At 72.3% G+C, this 16924-nt stretch carries 19 protein-coding genes, 1 pseudogene and 1 riboswitch; of the genes and pseudogenes, 11 read left to right on the top strand and 9 right to left on the bottom strand.

What is annotated here, in order from left to right; genetic code table 11:
* Nucleotides 1–290: 290 nt before the first annotated feature.
* The 4 genes from dusB to ACLQ24_RS17455 form a co-directional block, all read right to left on the bottom strand.
* Nucleotides 291–1463, bottom strand: coding sequence for a tRNA dihydrouridine synthase DusB (gene dusB, locus ACLQ24_RS17440; RefSeq protein WP_425892787.1), 1173 nt, complete (start codon nt 1461–1463; stop codon nt 291–293).
* Nucleotides 1464–1527: 64 nt separating this feature from the next.
* On the bottom strand, nt 1528–2907 hold the full coding sequence (locus ACLQ24_RS17445) for a glycine--tRNA ligase (protein ID WP_357498458.1): 1380 nt from the start codon (nt 2905–2907) through the stop codon (nt 1528–1530).
* A 114-nt stretch (nt 2908–3021) separates the two neighbouring features.
* Nucleotides 3022–3501 carry a hypothetical protein gene (locus tag ACLQ24_RS17450; RefSeq protein ID WP_425892788.1) on the bottom strand — a complete coding sequence of 160 codons (480 nt, stop codon included), beginning with the start codon at nt 3499–3501 and terminating at the stop codon, nt 3022–3024.
* Between the two features lie 24 nt (nt 3502–3525).
* Nucleotides 3526–3867: an antibiotic biosynthesis monooxygenase family protein gene (locus ACLQ24_RS17455; RefSeq protein WP_007463893.1), complete on the bottom strand. Its 342-nt coding sequence runs from the start codon at nt 3865–3867 to the stop codon at nt 3526–3528.
* Nucleotides 3868–3896: 29 nt separating this feature from the next.
* On the opposite strand from ACLQ24_RS17455, the gene ACLQ24_RS17460 reads away from it, so the two are divergent.
* The 9 genes from ACLQ24_RS17460 to ACLQ24_RS17500 all read left to right on the top strand — a co-directional run bounded on the left by ACLQ24_RS17460 (nt 3897) and on the right by ACLQ24_RS17500 (nt 9681).
* A complete protein-coding gene (locus tag ACLQ24_RS17460; RefSeq protein ID WP_425892789.1) occupies nt 3897–4154 on the top strand; it encodes a hypothetical protein in 258 nt (85 codons plus the stop codon).
* 54 nt (nt 4155–4208) lie between these two features.
* Nucleotides 4209–5159, top strand: coding sequence for a metal ABC transporter substrate-binding protein (locus tag ACLQ24_RS17465; protein WP_425892790.1), 951 nt, complete (start codon nt 4209–4211; stop codon nt 5157–5159).
* Entirely contained in the window at nt 5156–5917 is a 762-nt protein-coding gene (locus ACLQ24_RS17470; RefSeq protein ID WP_425892791.1) for a metal ABC transporter ATP-binding protein, read from the top strand. Before ACLQ24_RS17465 ends, ACLQ24_RS17470 begins: the two co-directional genes overlap by 4 nt.
* A gap of 2 nt (nt 5918–5919) precedes the next feature.
* Nucleotides 5920–6786 (top strand): metal ABC transporter permease, encoded by an 867-nt coding sequence (locus ACLQ24_RS17475; RefSeq protein ID WP_425892814.1) that lies wholly within the window; start codon nt 5920–5922, stop codon nt 6784–6786.
* 211 nt (nt 6787–6997) lie between these two features.
* A complete protein-coding gene (locus ACLQ24_RS17480) occupies nt 6998–7297 on the top strand; it encodes an ArsR/SmtB family transcription factor (RefSeq protein ID WP_007463903.1) in 300 nt (99 codons plus the stop codon).
* The gene (locus ACLQ24_RS17485; RefSeq protein ID WP_393217249.1) at nt 7294–7692 is read left to right on the top strand and encodes a Fur family transcriptional regulator; all 399 of its coding nucleotides are present in this window, start codon (nt 7294–7296) and stop codon (nt 7690–7692) included. Before ACLQ24_RS17480 ends, ACLQ24_RS17485 begins: the two co-directional genes overlap by 4 nt.
* Before the next feature lie 174 nt (nt 7693–7866).
* The gene (locus ACLQ24_RS17490) at nt 7867–8139 is read left to right on the top strand and encodes a GNAT family N-acetyltransferase (RefSeq protein ID WP_425892792.1); all 273 of its coding nucleotides are present in this window, start codon (nt 7867–7869) and stop codon (nt 8137–8139) included.
* A gap of 99 nt (nt 8140–8238) precedes the next feature.
* The gene (locus tag ACLQ24_RS17495; RefSeq protein WP_425892793.1) at nt 8239–8847 is read left to right on the top strand and encodes a hypothetical protein; all 609 of its coding nucleotides are present in this window, start codon (nt 8239–8241) and stop codon (nt 8845–8847) included.
* A 666-nt stretch (nt 8848–9513) separates the two neighbouring features.
* Nucleotides 9514–9681 (top strand): hypothetical protein, encoded by a 168-nt coding sequence (locus tag ACLQ24_RS17500; RefSeq protein ID WP_425892794.1) that lies wholly within the window; start codon nt 9514–9516, stop codon nt 9679–9681.
* Nucleotides 9682–9727: 46 nt separating this feature from the next.
* On the opposite strand, the gene ACLQ24_RS17505 is transcribed toward ACLQ24_RS17500, so the two are convergent.
* The 5 genes and pseudogenes from ACLQ24_RS17505 to ACLQ24_RS17525 form a co-directional block, all read right to left on the bottom strand.
* Nucleotides 9728–9967 carry a hypothetical protein gene (locus ACLQ24_RS17505; protein WP_425892795.1) on the bottom strand — a complete coding sequence of 80 codons (240 nt, stop codon included), beginning with the start codon at nt 9965–9967 and terminating at the stop codon, nt 9728–9730.
* Nucleotides 9968–9982: 15 nt separating this feature from the next.
* Nucleotides 9983–12103, bottom strand: a complete 2121-nt coding sequence (locus ACLQ24_RS17510) for an acyl-CoA dehydrogenase family protein (RefSeq protein WP_425892796.1) — start codon at nt 12101–12103, stop codon at nt 9983–9985.
* A 51-nt stretch (nt 12104–12154) separates the two neighbouring features.
* Nucleotides 12155–12658: a DUF6328 family protein gene (locus ACLQ24_RS17515; RefSeq protein WP_425892797.1), complete on the bottom strand. Its 504-nt coding sequence runs from the start codon at nt 12656–12658 to the stop codon at nt 12155–12157.
* A gap of 167 nt (nt 12659–12825) precedes the next feature.
* Nucleotides 12826–13575 (bottom strand): sugar isomerase domain-containing protein, encoded by a 750-nt coding sequence (locus ACLQ24_RS17520; protein ID WP_425892815.1) that lies wholly within the window; start codon nt 13573–13575, stop codon nt 12826–12828.
* A gap of 87 nt (nt 13576–13662) precedes the next feature.
* A pseudogene (locus ACLQ24_RS17525) lies at nt 13663–14479 on the bottom strand (alpha/beta fold hydrolase); the annotation flags it as partial.
* Nucleotides 14480–14587: 108 nt separating this feature from the next.
* Nucleotides 14588–14692, top strand: a riboswitch (TPP riboswitch).
* Between the two features lie 77 nt (nt 14693–14769).
* Here ACLQ24_RS17525 and ACLQ24_RS17530 point away from each other — a divergent pair.
* Entirely contained in the window at nt 14770–15357 is a 588-nt protein-coding gene (locus ACLQ24_RS17530; RefSeq protein ID WP_425892798.1) for an ECF transporter S component, read from the top strand.
* Between the two features lie 107 nt (nt 15358–15464).
* Nucleotides 15465–16880: an ABC transporter ATP-binding protein gene (locus ACLQ24_RS17535; RefSeq protein WP_425892799.1), complete on the top strand. Its 1416-nt coding sequence runs from the start codon at nt 15465–15467 to the stop codon at nt 16878–16880.
* The last annotated feature ends 44 nt before the right edge of the window (nt 16881–16924 follow it).

The following is a 16924-nucleotide window of genomic DNA, read 5'->3' on the forward strand; positions in this document are numbered from 1 at the left end:
TCAACCCGAGACCCCGAGACCCCGAGACATGAGCAGATCTTGGACACTCTCCGTTAGCCGCTAACGGAAAGTGTCCAAGATCTGCGCGTTTTCCAGGTCGGACGACCGAGCTGACCTGCGGCACGGTAGGACGACCGAGCCGACCTGCGGCGGCGCGGGGTGAGGAAGTCACCCGTTGGCGTCCGAGCCACATCAGGGCCGGCGGCGGCACACGACCGGCGGCTCTGGCGCACAGTCCGACGAGGGGTTCGGCCACCCGCGGGCCATGGCGCAACACAGCCGGTTGCGGGTCAGCCGCCGGAGTCGTCCATCTCGGCGCCCTCGGGGACAGTGTCGTCGTCCCGGCTGGCCAGCCAGCCGTCCGGCAGGAAGACCTTGCCCGGCGAGTTGGTACGACCGCGCGGCTGCCCCAGGGCGGCCAGCGGGAAGGGCTCCGCCGGGTCGAGCTTGCCGAGCAGGTCGTCGAGCTGGGCCAGGCTCTCGATCATCGCCAGCGAGCGGCGCAGTTCGCCACCCACGGGAAAGCCCTTCAGATACCAGGCGACGTGCTTGCGGAAGTCGGTGCAGCCGTCCCGCTCACCCCGGGCCGGGTTGCGGGCACCGGCCACGAACTGGTCGACCAGCAACTCGGCGTGCCGGCGCATGGTCAGCGCCACCTCGCCGAGGGTGGGCAGCCGCCGCTCCGGCCGACCGTTGAAGGCTGCCTCCAGGTCGGCGAAGAGCCACGGCCGACCGAGGCAGCCGCGACCGATGACCACGCCGTCGACACCGGTATGGGCGACCATCCGCAGCGCGTCGTCGGCCTCCCAGATGTCGCCGTTGCCGAGCACCGGCACGTCCAGGGCCTGCTTCAACGTGGCGATCGCGTCCCAGTCGGCGGTGCCCGAGTAGCGCTGCGAGGCCGTCCGCCCGTGCAGGGCCACCGCGGCGACACCGGCCTCCTGGGCGGCGAGCCCCGCTTCGACGTACGTCAGGTGGTCGTCATCGATGCCCTTGCGCATCTTGACCGTGACCGGCACCCCGGAGGGTGCCGCGGCGTCCACCGCGGCCTTCACCAGGCGGGCGAAGAGCCGACGCCGCCACGGCAGCGCCGCGCCGCCGCCCCGCCGGGTGACCTTGGGTACGGGGCAGCCGAAGTTGAGGTCGATGTGGTCGGCCAGGTTGCGTTCGACGACGATCCGCACGGCGGCGGCGGTGATCTCCGGGTCGGTGCCGTAGAGCTGAAGGCTGCGCGGCTGCTCGTCGTCGCCGAACGCGATCATGCGCAGCGTCTTCGGGTTCCGCTCGACAAGCGCCCGGGTCGTGATCATCTCGCAGACGTAGATGCCGCCGCCCTGCTCGCGGCAGAGCCGACGGAAGCCGACGTTGGTGATCCCGGCCATCGGCGCGAGCACCACCGGCGGTGACACCTGGTACGGCCCGAGGGTCAACGGGCGCAGCACGGGCACGGTCGAGGCGGTCACCGCACAAGTGTACGGGGCCCCGACCGGCGCTTTCCGCGTCGGCCGGGGCCCCGTGCCCGGTGTCTCAGCAGCCGGGGAGACGCTCGATCAGGTAACGCTCGACCTGGTCCAGCGAGACGCGCTCCTGGCCCATGGTGTCCCGGTTCCGCACCGTCACGGCGTTGTCGTCAAGCGTGTCGAAGTCGACGGTCACGCAGAACGGGGTGCCGATCTCGTCCTGCCGGCGGTAGCGGCGGCCGATCGCCTGCGAGTCGTCGAACTCCACCACCCAGCGCTTGCGCAGCAGCGCGGCGAGGTCCTTCGCCTTGGGCGACAGCGCCTCGTTGCGCGACAGCGGCAGCACCGCCACCTTGACCGGGGCCAGTCGCGGGTCGAACCGCATCACCGTGCGCTTGTCCACGCCGCCCTTGGTGTTCGGCGCCTCGTCCTCGTCGTACGCCTCCAGCAGGAAGGCGAGCACCGCGCGGGTCAGACCGGCGGCCGGCTCGATGACGTACGGCATCCAGCGCTCGCCCTTGGTCTGGTCGAAGTACGACAGGTCGACGCCGGAGTGCTTGCTGTGCGTGGAGAGGTCGAAGTCGGTGCGGTTGGCGACACCCTCCAGCTCGGCGAACTCGGTCCCGCCGAACTGGAAGCGGTACTCGATGTCGACAGTGCGCTTCGAGTAGTGCGAGAGCTTCTCGGCAGGGTGCTCGTACAGGCGCAGGTTGTCCGCCGAGAGGCCGAGGTCGAGGTACCAGTTCCAGCGCTCCTGGAGCCAGTACTCGTGCCACTCTTCGTCGGTGCCCGGCTCGACGAAGAACTCCATCTCCATCTGCTCGAACTCGCGGGTCCGGAAGATGAAGTTGCCCGGCGTGATCTCGTTGCGGAACGACTTGCCGGTCTGCGCGATGCCGAACGGCGGCTTCTTGCGGGCGACCGTCTCGACGTTCTTGTAGTTGACGAAGATGCCCTGCGCGGTCTCCGGGCGCAGGTAGTGCAGCCCCTCGTCGCTCTCCACCGGGCCCAGGTAGGTCTTCATGAGGCCGTTGAACATCTTCGGCTCGGTGAAGGTGCCCTTGTTGCCGCAGTTGGGGCAGTTGACCTCGGCGAGCGAGGTGGGCGCGTGGCCGTGCTTGGCCTCGTACGCCTCCTCGATGTGGTCCGCCCGGAACCGCTTGTGGCAGAACTGGCACTCGGTGAGCGGGTCGACGAACTCGGCGATGTGGCCGGACGCCTCCCACACCTTGCGGGCCAGGATCACCGCGGAGTCGAGGCCGACGACGTCGTCGCGCTGCTGGACCATGGTCTTCCACCACTGCCGGCGGACGTTCTCCTTCAGCTCCACGCCGAGCGGACCGTAGTCCCACGCCGACCGGGTGCCTCCGTAGATCTCGCTGGAGGGGAAGACGAAGCCTCGGCGCTTGGCGAGGCTGACGACGGCATCGATACGGTCGGCTGGCATGTTTCCTCCTACGCCGGCTGGCGGTCGGCGGGGGCGAGATGTGGATGGATCGGTCGGTTCGGGACAACGGTACGACCACCGACGTCCCGAGCCCAGCAGAATACCGGGGGCGGGTCAGCTCACCCCGCAGACCTCCATGCCACCGGTCTGACCGTCCTGGCCCAGGCTGACCTGCTGCCGCTCCCGCTCGCCGCCGTCGAGGGTCACGTCGACCGGGACGGTCAGGTCGGTGGTGTCCACCTCACCCACCCGGAACCCGGTGACCTGCGGCTCGGCGGCGGCCCGCCGTTCGAACTCGGGGCGGGACTCGCGCCGCTGCGCGTCGTCGCAGAGCTGGTCGTACGCCCGGCCGTAGTTGCGCTCGACGAGCGCCTGGTAGTAGTCGCCGGTCACCGTGCGGCCCTGCTCGCGTACCGCCTGCACGCCGCTCACGGCCAGGCCGACGACGGCCGCGCCTCCGCCACCGCAGCAGAGCAGCACGGCGAGGGCGCCGACGCCGAGGCCGATCCAGAGCCGGGTCCGGCGACCCTCGGTGGGTGGCGCGGCGAACGGCGGAGCCACACCGGGACCGGGCGGCGGGGCGGGTGCGGTCATAGGAGCAGGGTAGTGCCCGGCGGCTCAGCGGTAAGGACCAGCGGCCCGATCACTCTCGGCGACCACCACGGCTCCCCCGGGCGCGGCGCTGGCCAGCGCCTCGTACGCGGACGGTTCGTCGACCGACTCGGCGAGCAGCGGCACCGCGCTCACCTTGACCTCGAAGGCGCCCAGCGCCCGCCGGTACGTGCCGACCGACTCCCACTCGGTGACGAGTGACCAGTACCGGGGGTCGTCCAGGGCCCGGACCAGCTGGCCGCGCAGGTAGCCGGGGCAGGCGGCCAGCGCGGTGAGGGCGGCGTGCGCCCGTTCGGTGAAGCCGTCGGCGACATCGACGTCGACCACGAACCGGTTGGTCACCAGCACCGGGGGTTCCTCCTCGTAGAGTCTGTGGGATGCAGCGTACGCAGCGCCCCCTGCTGGCCCGTCTGGCCGGGGCGAACCCGACGTCGGTGTTCCTGCTCGCCCTGGTGGTGGTGCTGGTGGCGTTCTTCACGCCGGGGGTGGTCGGCGGACTACTGACGCTGGCCCTGGCCGCTGCCCTGATCGCCCTGTTGGTGACCACGTGGCCGGTTCAGGCGCCGCAGACCCGGCTGATCCGACTGTTGATGCTGACTCTGCTGGTCACGGTGGGCCTGGCGAAGCTGCTCTGACATGCAAGCATGCGTTTTTGACAATCATTGTCGTTACCACGGACAGTTGGGGACATGACCAACCGCACCACGTCCCGCGTCCTGGCCGCCGCGACCGCCCTGCTCGCCCTGGGTGTCGTCGCCGCCTGCTCCACGGGCGGCCCGGCCGGCGCCGATCCCCAACGGGTCGACGTGGTGGCCGCGTTCTACCCACTCCAGTTCGTCGCCGAGCGCGTCGGCGGTGACGCCGTCCACGTGACCAACCTGGCCAAGCCCGGCGCCGAGCCGCACGACCTGGAGCTGAGCCCACGCCAGGTCGGCGAGATCACCGAGGCCGAGCTGATCGTCTACCTGAAGGGCTTCCAGCCCGCGGTGGACGAGGCGATCGCGCAGGACGACGACGCCCGCGTGTTCGACGTGGCCAGCGTGCAGCCGCTGTTGGACGCGAGCGCCGGCGGGCACAACCACGAGGGCGAAAAGGAGCAGGGCGAGGAGCAGCACGGGCACGCCAAGGACCCGCACGTCTGGCTCGACCCCACCCGGCTCGCCGGCATCGGCGACCAGCTCGCCCAACAGCTCGGCGAGGTCGACAGCGACCACGCCGCCGACTACACGGCCCGGGCCACGGCCCTGCGCGCCGACCTGACGGCCCTCGACGGCGAGTTCAGCAAGGGCCTCGCGACCTGCCAGCGGCGGGAGATCGTGACCAGCCACGCCGCCTTCGGCTACCTGGCCGACCGCTACCGCCTCGAACAGGTCGGCATCACCGGGCTGAGCCCCGACGTAGAGCCCTCGCCGCAGCGACTCGCTCAGGTCGTCGAGGAGGCGAAGGAGCACCGAGCCAGCACGATCTTCTTCGAGGCGCTGGTCAGCCCGAAGGTCGCCGAGACCATCGCCGGCCAGGTCAGCGCGAAGACCGCAGTGCTCGATCCGATCGAAGGACTCGCCGCAGGCAGCGACGCCGACTACTTTTCGGTGATGCGTACCAACCTCCAGACCCTGCGGACGGCGTTGAGCTGCTCGTGAGCACCCCCGTCATCACCGTCGAGCATGGGGCGGTCGGCTACGACGGCCGCCCCGTGCTCCGGGACGTCTCGCTCACCGTGACCGCCGGGGAGGTGGTTGCGGTGCTCGGCGCCAACGGCTCCGGAAAGTCCACGCTGATCCGCGCGATCCTCGGCCTGGTACCGCTGGGCGCCGGCTCGATCACCCTCTTCGACCGGCCGTTGCGCCAGTTCCGCCAGTGGCGGCGCATCGGGTACGTCCCGCAGCGCCTCGGCGCCGGCGGAGGCGTGCCCGCCACCGTCCGCGAGGTGGTGGCGTCCGGTCGACTGGCCCGCCGGGGCATCCTGCGCCCGCCCGGCGCGGCCGACCGGGCCGCCGTCGACGCGGCTCTGCGCGCGGTCGGGCTCGCCGACCGGGCCACCGATCCGGTGTCCACCCTCTCCGGCGGTCAGCAGCAGCGCACCCTGATCGCCCGCGCGCTGGCCGGTCAGCCGGAGCTGCTGATCCTCGACGAGCCCACCGCCGGGGTGGACGCGGCCAGCCAGGAGGCGTTCGCGGGCGCACTGCGCGACTTCGTCGCCGACGGCGGGACCGTGCTGCTGGTGGCCCACGAGCTGGGCCCGCTGCGACCGGTGATCAGTCGGGCGATCGTCGTCCACCAGGGCGGCATCTGTCACGACGGCCCGGTTCCGGACCCGGCCGGCCACCACGCGGAGCCCGACCACGACCACGTGCACCCGCACGGTCCCGACGAGCCCGCCGGGCTGTGGAGCAACTGACCATGGAACTCTTCCAGTACCCCTACATGCAGCGTGCCCTGATCGGCGCGCTGGTGATCGGCCTGGCCGCGCCGGCGCTCGGCATCTACCTGGTGCAGCGCCGGCTCACGCTGATCGGCGACGGCATCGGGCACGTGGCGTTGACCGGCGTCGGCGCCGGCCTGCTCCTGAACCGCTCGCCGGTGCTGGTGGCGGTGATCGTCGCCACCGCCGGCGCGATCGCCATCGAACTGGTCCGCGCCCGCGGGCGTACCTCCGGTGACCTGGCCCTTGCCCTGCTCTTCTACGGCGGCATCGCCGGCGGCGTGCTACTGGTCGGCCTCTCGGACGCGACAAGCGCCAACCTCAACGCCTACCTGTTCGGGTCGCTGCTCTCCACCTCGACCAGCGACCTCATCACCGTCGGAGTGCTCGGGGCGGCGATCCTGATCACCATGATCGCCCTGCGGCCGGCGCTCTTCGCGATCAGCCACGACGAGGAGTACGCCCGCGTCTCCGGCCTGCCGGTGCGCACCCTCAACCTGCTGATCGCGGTCACCACCGCGGTCACGGTGACCATCGCGATGCGGGCCGTCGGGGTGCTGCTGATCAGCGCGCTGATGGTGGTCCCGGTGGCCACCGCCCAGCAGGTCACCCGGGGCTTCCGCAGCACGATGACCGCCGCCATGGCGCTCGGGTTCTTCGCCGCCGGCTCCGGTGTCTGGGTGGCCGCCAACGCCGACACCCCGCCGGGGGCCTCGGTGGTGCTGCTGGCGATCGCCTCGTTCCTGACGGTGGCCGTCGCCGGCGCGATCTGGCGTGCGCTGCTCCGCCGCGCCGCGCCGGCGCCCGTACCGGCGGCGGAGCCGCACGAGGTCGTCCTGGACTAGGGGCCTGTGTCGAAGCCCTCGGTCGAGCCGAGGCGGAGTCCAGGCGGCGGTCCGCCAAGGCGGAGATGGGCTCGGATACCGGTGTCGTATCCGAGCCCATCTCCACCGCCGCCGGCCGTCGTCGGGGCCCGCCGCAGGGCCGGCCAGGGGCTTCGACACACGCCCTAAGCCTGATCGGCGGATTGTCGGTGGTATTGGTTACCGTTGCAAGATGACCAGCGCAACAGGCTACGAGGGTTTCGACGGAGCCAGCGAGTTGCTCCGAGCCCTGTCGGCGCCCATCCGGCTGGCCATCGTCAGCGAGCTGGCCGGCGGCGAACGGTGTGTGCACGAGCTGGTGGAGAAGCTGGGCGCCGCGCAACCGCTGGTCTCCCAGCACCTGCGGGTCCTACGCGGAGCGGGCGTGGTGCGCGGCTCCCGCCGGGGCCGGGAGATCGCCTACAGCCTCGTCGACGAGCACGTCGCGCACATCGTGGCGGACGCGGTCAGCCACGCGGGGGAGGGATCATGAGCGAGAGCGGCGCCGCGGTGCGCAACACCCGGCAGCGCTCGGCGGTGAGCGCGCTGCTGGGCGAGATGGAGGGCTTCCACAGCGCCCAGGATCTGCACGCGATGCTCCGGCAGCGCGGTGAGCGGGTCGGCCTGACCACCGTCTACCGCACCCTGCAGGGGCTGGCCGACGCGGGCGAGATCGACGTGATGCGCCCACCGGGTGGGGAGCACCTCTACCGCCGGTGCAGCGAGGGCCACCACCACCACCTGGTCTGCCGGGCCTGCGGTCGTACGGTCGAGGTGGCCGGCCCGGCGGTGGAGAGCTGGGCCGACCGGGTCGCCGCCGAGCACGGGTACGCCGACGTCAGCCACACCGTGGAGATCTTCGGCACCTGCCCGGCGTGCGTCCGCTGACCAGGTGACAGACCTCCGGTTCACGCCGGTCCGACCCGCGGGCAGCGAGACCGCGCTACTCGACTGGCAGCACATCCACAACGCGATCATCCCCACGGCCCCCTGTCGACCGACGAGATCGCCGCTCGCGCCCAGCGCAACACCCTCGAGGTCGCGTACGTCGACGGCGTGGCGGTGGGCTGCTCGACCGTACGACCTCCCGCACCCGACGCCGCGACCGTGATCGCGCGGGTCCTGCCCGACTGCCGTCGGCGCAGCTACGGGGAGCAGATCTACCAGCGCGGGCTGGCCCGCGCCCGCGAGCTGGGCGCGCAGGCCATCGAGACCGTCGTCCTGGCGTCCAACGACGAGGGCCTACGGTTCGCCCGCCAGCACGGCTTCGTCGAGATCCAACGGTACGTCCTGCCGGGTGACACCATCGCGTTCGTGGGTCTGCGGCTCGCCTGATCGACAGGGGCCACTGCCGATCGGGCGCTCCGGCCCGGACGGTCCCGGCCACCGATCGACGGGTGCGGGGCCGGAGTCGTTCGTGGCACGCTGTCTGGCGTGAAGATCTACGCCGATCGGTTTCCGACCGCCGTCCGCCAGTTGCTGACCGACCTGCTCGTCGTCGTGTGGGTGTACGTCGCGATCCGCGCCGCACTCTGGCTGCACGACCTGGTGCAGAAGCTCGCCGTACCCGGGCAGAAGCTGGAGGGCGCCGGCGGCGGCCTCGCCGACAACCTCGCCGACGCCGGCGGCAAGGTCCGCCGGGTGCCGCTGGTCGGTGACGAGCTGACCGCGCCCTTCCAGCGTGCCGCCGACGCCGCCCGGGGGCTCGCCGACGCCGGTCGGGAGCAGCAGCACCTGGTCGACCAGCTCGCCCTCGCCCTCACCATCGCGGTGCTGATCTTTCCGCTCGGCCTGGTGCTCTTCGGTTGGCTGCCGCTGCGGCTGCGCTGGATGCGTCGGGCCGGATCGGCCGCGAAGCTGGCAGCCGGCCCGGCCGGGCGAGACCTGCTCGCGCTCCGCGCGCTGGCCACCCAGCCGCTGGGCCGGCTGACCCGGATCGCCCCCGACGTCGCCGAGGCATGGCGACGCGGCGACGACGAGACGGTCGACGCCCTGGCCGCGCTGGAGCTACGCCAGCTCGGCCTGCGCAACAGAGGCCGCTGAGCCCGACCGTCGTCGGCCCGGCCCGGCCCGCGCGCGTCTTGTCTGCGGGCGCGCTCGGTGCCTGAGCGCATGCTCAGCGCGTGAGCCCGTGCCCGGTGCGTGAGCCCGGTGCGTAAGCCCGGTGCGTGAGCCCGGTGCGTGAGCCCGGTGCGTGAGCCCGGTGCGTGAGCGCATGCTGCGCGCGGCAGCCCGTGCTCCCCGTGAGCCGCGCTCTGCTCGTGAGCGCGTGCTCGGTGCGTGAGCCCGGTGCGTGAGCCCGGTGCGTGAGCCCGGTGCGTGAGCCCGGTGCGTGAGCGCATGCTGCGCGCGGCAGCCCGTGCTCCCCGTGAGCCGCGCTCTGCTCGTGAGCGCGTGCCCGGTGCGTGAGCCCCGTGCGTGAGCCCCGTGCATGAGCGCATGCTCCGCCCGGCAGCCCGTGCTCCACATGGGCCGCGCTGCTCGTGAGCGCGTGCTCCATCCGTGAGCCCGTGTCCGCGTGTACCGCCGCAAGATTCGCGCAACGGCACGGCGGGGCCTGGGTGACTGACCGTGATCGACACGAGGTCGGCGATCTGGGGGTGTCCGGGCTGCTGGATGCCCCCAGAGCGGTGAGCTGGTGTGGATCAACCATCTGTTACCCCCGCCTGCCGCAGTCTGCCTGCGGATCCAGGCCGTTAAGGTCGTCGGGTGTTCTACTTCCTGATCGTCGTCGCCGTACTGCTACTCGGCTACGCCGCCGTCCTGGTCTCCTTCGTGCGCCGGGGCAAGAAGATCCCACCTGCGGCGTACCTCGCCCTGGCCGGGCTCAACGGTCTGATCCTGGCGGGGGTGCTGGCCTGGGCGATCGCTCGCTGACACGCCACGCCACGCCACGCCACAAGATCGTGCTCGGACCAGGAAGTCACCAGGAAGTAGTGGCCTCGTCGTCGGGCTGATGCCACTGGATCCAGGACGGATCCAGGATCGAGCACGATCTTGCGCCGCGACCGCCGCGACCGCCGCGACCGGGCGACCGGGCGACCACCCCGACCGGCGCGACCACCCCGACCACCCCGACCGGCGCGACCACCCCGACCACCCCGACCGGCGCGACCACCCCGACCGGCGCGACCACCCCGACCGGCGCGACCGGCGCGACCACCCCGACCGGCGGGGGTTACGGCTTCGGCGGGATGCGGCGGCGGACGTCCTCGGCCGTGGACGGGCCGGGCTGCCAGCGGGCCACCCACGGCAACTCGGCGGACGGGGTGACGACGCCCTCTTCCACGCTCGCGTAGCGGCCGGCGAGGATCCGCTTGGCGGCGGCGGTGTCGACCGAGTCGGTGTTGTCCCAGAGTGCGGCGAACAGGGCGTCCACCCGGACCCGGGCCTGCCGGCAGAAGAGGTCGGCCAGCTCGACGTTCTCCGGCCGGGTGTCGCGCTCGGCGAAGGCTCGGACGCAGACGGCGGACATGGCGAACAGCTCCGCGCCGATGTCCACGATTCGGCCGAGGAACGCCTGCTTGCGCTCCATCTTTCCCTGCCAGCGGGACATCGCGTAGAACGTCGAGCGGGCCAGCTTGCGCGAGGAGCGTTCCACCTGGCGCAGGTGGCCGGCGAGGGGGCCGAACTCGGCGTACGCCGATGGGCTCTGGCCCTTGCCGACCGTGAGGGTCGGCAGCCACCTCGCGTAGAACGCTCCCGCGCGGGCGCCGGCGCGGGCCTTGCGGCCGAGTCCCGCCTCCGGGTCGATGATGTCGCCGGCCACCGACAGGTGGGCGTCGACGGCCTCCCGGGCGATCAGCAGGTGCATGATCTCGGTGGAGCCCTCGAAGATCCGGTTGATGCGCAGGTCGCGGAGCACCTGCTCGACGTTGGCCGGGCGTTCGCCACGGGCGGCCAGCGAGTCGGCCGTCTCGTAGCCGCGCCCGCCCCGGATCTGGACCAACTCGTCGGCGATCTTCCACGCCATCTCGCTGGCGTAGAGCTTGACCAGGGCCGCCTCGATCCGGATGTCGTTCCGGTCGTCGTCGGCGAGCAGGCAGCACAGGTCGAGCATGGTCTCCATGCCGTACGTGGTCGCGGCGATGAAGGAGAGCTTCTGGGCGACCGCTTCGTGCTCGCCCACGGGACGGCCCCACTGGACGCGGTCGGCAGCCCACTCCCGGGCGACGTTCAACGCCCACTTGCCGGCGCCGACGCACATGGCCGGCAGTGAGAGCCGGCCGGTGTTCAGCGTGGTCAGGGCGATCTTGAGCCCCTTGCCCTCGCCGCCGATGACGTTCTCGGCGGGCACGAACACGTCGTGGAAGCGGGTCAGGCTGTTCTCCAGGCCGCGCAGGCCAACGAACTCGTTGCGCCGTTCCACGGTGATGCCGGCGCTGTCGCCGTCCACCACGAACGCGCTGATGCCGCCGCGTCGCCCCTCGGCGGCGGGCACCCGGGCCATCACCACCAGCAGGGTGGCCACGGTGCCGTTGGTGGCCCAGAGCTTCACGCCGTTGAGCCGGTAGCCGGTGCCGTCCTCGGTAGGCTCGGCGGTGGTGGCGAGCCGGGCCGGGTCGGAGCCGACGTCCGGCTCGGTGAGCAGGAACGCGGAGACCTCGCCCGCGGCGAGTCGGGGCAGGAAGCGCTGCTTCTGCTCAGTGGTGCCGAACATCTTGAGCGGTTGCGGCACCCCGATCGACTGGTGGGCCGAGAGCAACGCCCCGATCGCCGGGCTGACCGAGCCGGCCAGCAGGAGGGCGCGGCAGTAGTGCAGGTTGCTCAGCCCCAGACCGCCGTACTTCCGGTCGATCTTCATGCCGAACGCACCGAGGTCGGCGAGCCCGTGGAAGACGGAGTCGGGGATGGAGGCGTCCCGCTCGATGGCCGTGCCATCCACCTCGGAGGTCACGAAGGCGCGGAGCTGGCCGAGGAACGCCTCGGCGCGGGCCACGTCGTCCGGGTCGGAGCGCGGCCACGGGTTGATGAGGTCGAGGCGGAACCGGCCGAGGAACAACTCCTTCCCGAAGCTGGGACGGTCCCAGGTGGACTCGCGGGCAGCCTCGGCGACCCTCCGGGCCTCCTTCTCGGAGACCTGACCGGCCTCGGCGGGCAGAGGCGCGGCGGTGCCGACGGTGGACGGGGCGGCGGTGCCGACGGTGGGCGGAGCGGCGGTGCCGACGGTGGCTCCGGAATCGGGGCCGGCGGTGGCTTCGGAATCGGGGCCGTCCGGTGCCGGTCGGCCGTCCTGTGTCGTGGTCACAGCTGCCCCCTCGAAGCTCGGTGCGGCGTCGACGTGCGCGACTAACGCCACGCTACCCCCGGTTGTTACCCAGGGGTAGCGTGGCATGAACATCGACGGAAATCAGCCGACGCTGAGGGTCTCCGGGGCGTCGTCCTCGTCATCGATGTCGTCGTCACCCCAGTTGCGTCGGGCGAACGGCAGGATCACCCAGAAGACGAGGAACCAGAGGCCGGTCAGCGCGCTCAGCACGAACGCGATCGGCCGGTCCAGCACGAAGTCGGTGATCAGCAGGACCGCGCTGACCATCGCGATCAGCATGAAGCCGAGGCCACCGGTCGCCATGCGGTGCGCGAACCGCACCAGCTCCGGCTTGCGCCCCTGCCGGAACAGCGCCCGGTGGAACGCCACCGGCGAAATGATCATCGCGGTGGCGGCGGCCGCGGCGAGCAGTGCGACGACGTAGACGTCACGCTGGAACTCGCTGGTCCGGGTGAACCCGTTGCTGAACGGCAGGGTGAGCAGGAAGGCGAAGAGGATCTGCACGCCGGTCTGGGCGACTCGCAACTCCTGGAGCAGGTCGGCGAAGTTGCGCTGCCAACGCTGCTTCTCGGTCTCCTTGGACACGCGCTACCTCCGGTGAGACGGTACTGCCGGCGGTCCCGGGCCGCCGGCAGCAACGCCAATGCCCCACACGCCCGAGCGCGAAACGAGTTCACGACATGTCCCGGCCACCTCCCGGTCGCCCAGCAGACACCGCGCGGTGTCGACGCCCGCGCCGACACCGCCCCGCGTCAGGACCCGCGGCGAATCCGGCCGGCGTACCGGGCCTCCAGCGCGTTGTTGTGCGCGTCCCCGTCCGGGATGTTCGCCGACAGGTAGACCGGAGGCCGCTCACCCTCCGCGAGCAGCCGGGCGACCACCTCCACGGTGACCTGCTGCGCCAGCAGCGCCGCCGTGATCGAGGAGACCGCGCCGACCGCGCCGCCGCCCGGCAGCGGCAGCGTCGCGTCGCCGTACGGCGCGCCGTTGTCGAGCACCACGTCGGCGAGGTCGGCCAGCTTCCGTCCGGACGGGTGGCGAGAGGTCACTCGGCCGGAGTGCTGCGCGGAGGTGATCGCCACCAGCGGATGACCCCGCTCCCTGACCAGCGTGGCGAACTCGACCATCGCGCCGTTGACCCCGGAGTTCGAGGCGAGCACGAAGACGTCGGTGGGCCGTACGGGGGCCAGCTCGTAGAGCCGGTGCGCCACCGCCGGGTCCCGCTCCAGCAGCGGCCCGAGCAGGTCGGGCGGTTCGCCGCCGAGCAGCACCAGGTCCCGCAGGGCGATCCGGTTGGTGGGGACCAGCCCGCCCGCCCGACCGGCGATCTCCATGGCGAGGGCCTCCGAGTGCCCGGTGCCGAAGGCGTGCACCACCCCGTCGGCGCGTACCGCGTCGGCGATCAGGTCGGCGGCCCGGCCCACGGCCTCCCGCTGGCTGGCAGCCACCCGCGACATCGTCTCGGTCACCACTGTCAGGTAGTCCTCGGCGCTCACCGTCATACGTCCTCCGTCCGTCTGTTGCGGGCGAACCACTGCACCGCGAAGTCGACCCGCCGCCCGCTGTCGTACCACCCTCGCCGTCCCGGCGACCCGCGCCAGGACCGCCTCGGCCAGCGCGGCGGGCGCGGCGTCCGGGATCCAGTGGCTCACCCCGGCCAGCGGTACGAAGAGGTAGTCGCCGCTCACGTTCGCGGCGCACGCCTCGGCGGCGGCCCGCCCGATCGCGACGTCCCGGTCGCTCCACACGTACGTGGTCGGTACGGCGACCGGGCCGACGGCGGCCAGGTCGGCGCGGGACATGGCCCGGTACCAGTTCAGGGCGGCGGTGAGCGCGCCCGGCTCGCGCATCGGGTCGGCGTAGCGGTCGACGCGGGAGGCGTCGCCGACCCCGCTAAGCAGCTTGCGCAGCGCCGTCGCGTGCCACGCCAACAGCACCTTCTCGGCCTTGCCGGGTTTGCGGAACAGCGCGATGTACGACGAGCGGACCTTCTGCTGGCCCTCGGTGGCGAGCGCGTGCGCCATGGCCGCCGGATGCGGCACCGACACCGCGGTCAACGTACGGACGCGCTGGGGGTGCGCGGCGGCCACCGCCCAGGCCACGATCGCGCCCCAGTCGTGGCCGACCAGGTGCACGGCGTCCAGACCGAGCGCGTCGAGCACCCCGACCGCGTCGGCGACCAGTTCGGGGATGCGGTACCGCGCCACCTCGGCGGGCCGGGGCGCCCGGCGAGTAGCCCCGCTGGTCCAGCGCGTACGTACGCAGGCCGGCGGCGTGCAGCGGCGGCACGACCTCGTCCCACTCACCGCTGTGCTGCGGAAACCCGTGCAGGAGCAGGACGGGGGCGCCATCGGCGGGGCCGCCGGTGCGTACCTCGAATGTCAGACCCCGCGCGTCGACCTGCATGATCGTCAGCCTACCCAGCCGCCGTCGTGCCGGCCCGGATGCGCGGACCTCGGAAAGGCCCTGCTGGGCTGTTACCCCTGGTCGGTGCTAGCGTCAGCGAGACAACTTCACATCCGACAGGGGAGCGCACAGCGCTGAGAGTGCGGGCACGCCCGCAGACCCTCGAACCTGATCTGGGTAATGCCAGCGCAGGGAGTTCGGTCGACCTCCAGCCGCGCCGTGAGCCCGGTACCACCGGGCGCGCGGCGTGCGTCTTCTCCTGGTTCGTTCCACTGAACTGGGAGCACAGCATGGACAACACCACCAACCGTTGGCGCACTATCGACATCGTGGTCGCCTCGGTGATCGCGGTCGCCTTCGGCGTCATCTTCTGGGCCTGGGGCCTTCTCTGGAGCGCCACCGAGGGGGCGTTCGCCTTCTTCCCGCCGGCGCAGACGCTGATCTACGGCGTGTGGCTGCTGCCGGCCGTGGTCGGCGGGCTGGTCATCCGCAAGCCCGGCGCGGCGCTCTACTGCGAGACCGTGGCCGCGGTCGTCTCCGCGCTGCTGGGCAGCCAGTGGGCTGGCACGGTCATCCCGCAGGGCATCGTGCAGGGCATCGGGGCCGAGCTGGCGTTCGCCGCCTTCCGCTACCGGTCGTACCGGCTGCCGACCGCCGTGCTGGCCGGCGCGCTGACGGGCCTCAGCGCGGCCCTGTTCGACTTCTTCGTCTGGAACGCCGAGTACGCGCTGGGCGACTACCGCATCCCGTACGCGCTGCTCACCATCGTCAGCGCCACGATCATCGCGGGTGTCGGCGGCTGGGCGCTCACGCGCGCCCTGGCCAACACCGGCGCCCTGGACCGCCTCCCGGCCGGCCGCAACCGCGCGCTGATCTGACCCCGTCCCATCCGACCCCGTCTCGTTGATCAAGAGGTGCGCGTCACCGCGAGGCGGAATTCTGACGCGAACCTCTTGATCAACGCCGAGGCGACCCGGGAGGAGGGGTGATGGGCGTACTGCTGCGGGGTTTCGGGTGGCGGCACGCCGGGCGGCGGGCCTGGGCCGTGCGCGGGGTGGACCTCCGGGTGGAGGACGGCGAGCGGGTGCTGCTGCTGGGGCCTTCGGGGGCCGGCAAGAGCACCCTGCTCAGCGCGCTGGCCGGGCTGCTACCGGAGGACTCCGGTGAGCAGGAGGGCACCGTCGAGATCGACGGGCTCGACCCCCGCAAGGGCCGGGAACGGGTCGGCATCGTCTTCCAGGACCCGCAGACCCAGCTCGTGATGGCACGCAGCGGCGACGACGTCGCGTTCGGGTTGGAGAACCGGGGCGTACCGACGGACGAGATCTGGCCGCGGGTCGACGAGGCGCTGCGGCGGGTTGGCTTCCCGTACCCCCGGGACCGCGTCACCGCCGCCCTCTCCGGCGGCGAGCAGCAGCGTCTCGCCCTGGCGGGCGCGCTGGCCCTGCGACCCGGCCTGCTGCTGCTCGACGAGCCCACCGCCAACCTCGACCCGGACGGGGCCGCCCTGGTCCGGGCCGCCGTGGCGGGCGCGCTGGACGCCGACACCACCCTGGTCCTGGTCGAACACCGGGTCGCCGAGGCGCTGCCCCTGGTCGACCGGGTGGTCGTCCTGGAGCCCGGCGGCGGCATCCGCGCGGACGGGACGCCCGCCGCGGTCTTCGCCGCGCACGGCGACACCCTCGCCGCCGAGGGCGTCTGGGTACCCGGCCATCCCGTCGCGTCGCGCAGGGCCACCGCCGCCGCCGGCGACGTGTTGCTCACCGCCGAGGGGCTCGGCCTGCCGTCGCGGCTGGGCCCCACCGATCTGACGGTACGCGCCGGAGAGGCGCTCGCCGTGCGCGGACCGAACGGCGCCGGCAAGTCCACGCTGGCGCTGCTGCTCGGCGGGCTGCTCAAACCTGGCACCGGCCGGGTCACCGCCTCGGCGGAGCTGGCCGGCGCCCAGCATCACGCTCCCCCGCACCGCTGGCGTGCGCCCGCGCTGGCCCGGCGGATCGGGTCGGTCTTCCAGGACCCGGAGCACCAGTTCGTCACCGGCACCGTCTTCGACGAGCTGGCGCTCGGCCCGCGCCGGACGGGTCAAGCCGAGGCAGCCGTCCGGGAGACGGCAGCCGGGCTGCTGGAACGGCTACGGCTGACCCGGCTCGCGGCAGCCAACCCGTACACCCTCTCCGGCGGGGAGGCGCGACGCCTCAGCGTGGCGACGGCCCTGGCCACCGCGCCCCGCCTGCTGATTTGCGACGAACCCACCTTCGGCCAGGACCGGCGGACGTGGGGCGAACTGGTCGACCTCTTCGCCGACCTGCGCGACGCCGGGCACGGCGTCGTCAGCGTCACCCACGACCCGGACTTCGTCGCCGCGCTCGCCGACCGCACCGTCACCCTGGAGCGGTCGTGACCGCAGCCCACCACCGCGAGCTGACGGCGCGCCAACAGCGGCGC

This window comes from Micromonospora sp. DT4 (genome assembly GCF_049841675.1).
Classification (GTDB): domain Bacteria; phylum Actinomycetota; class Actinomycetes; order Mycobacteriales; family Micromonosporaceae; genus Micromonospora.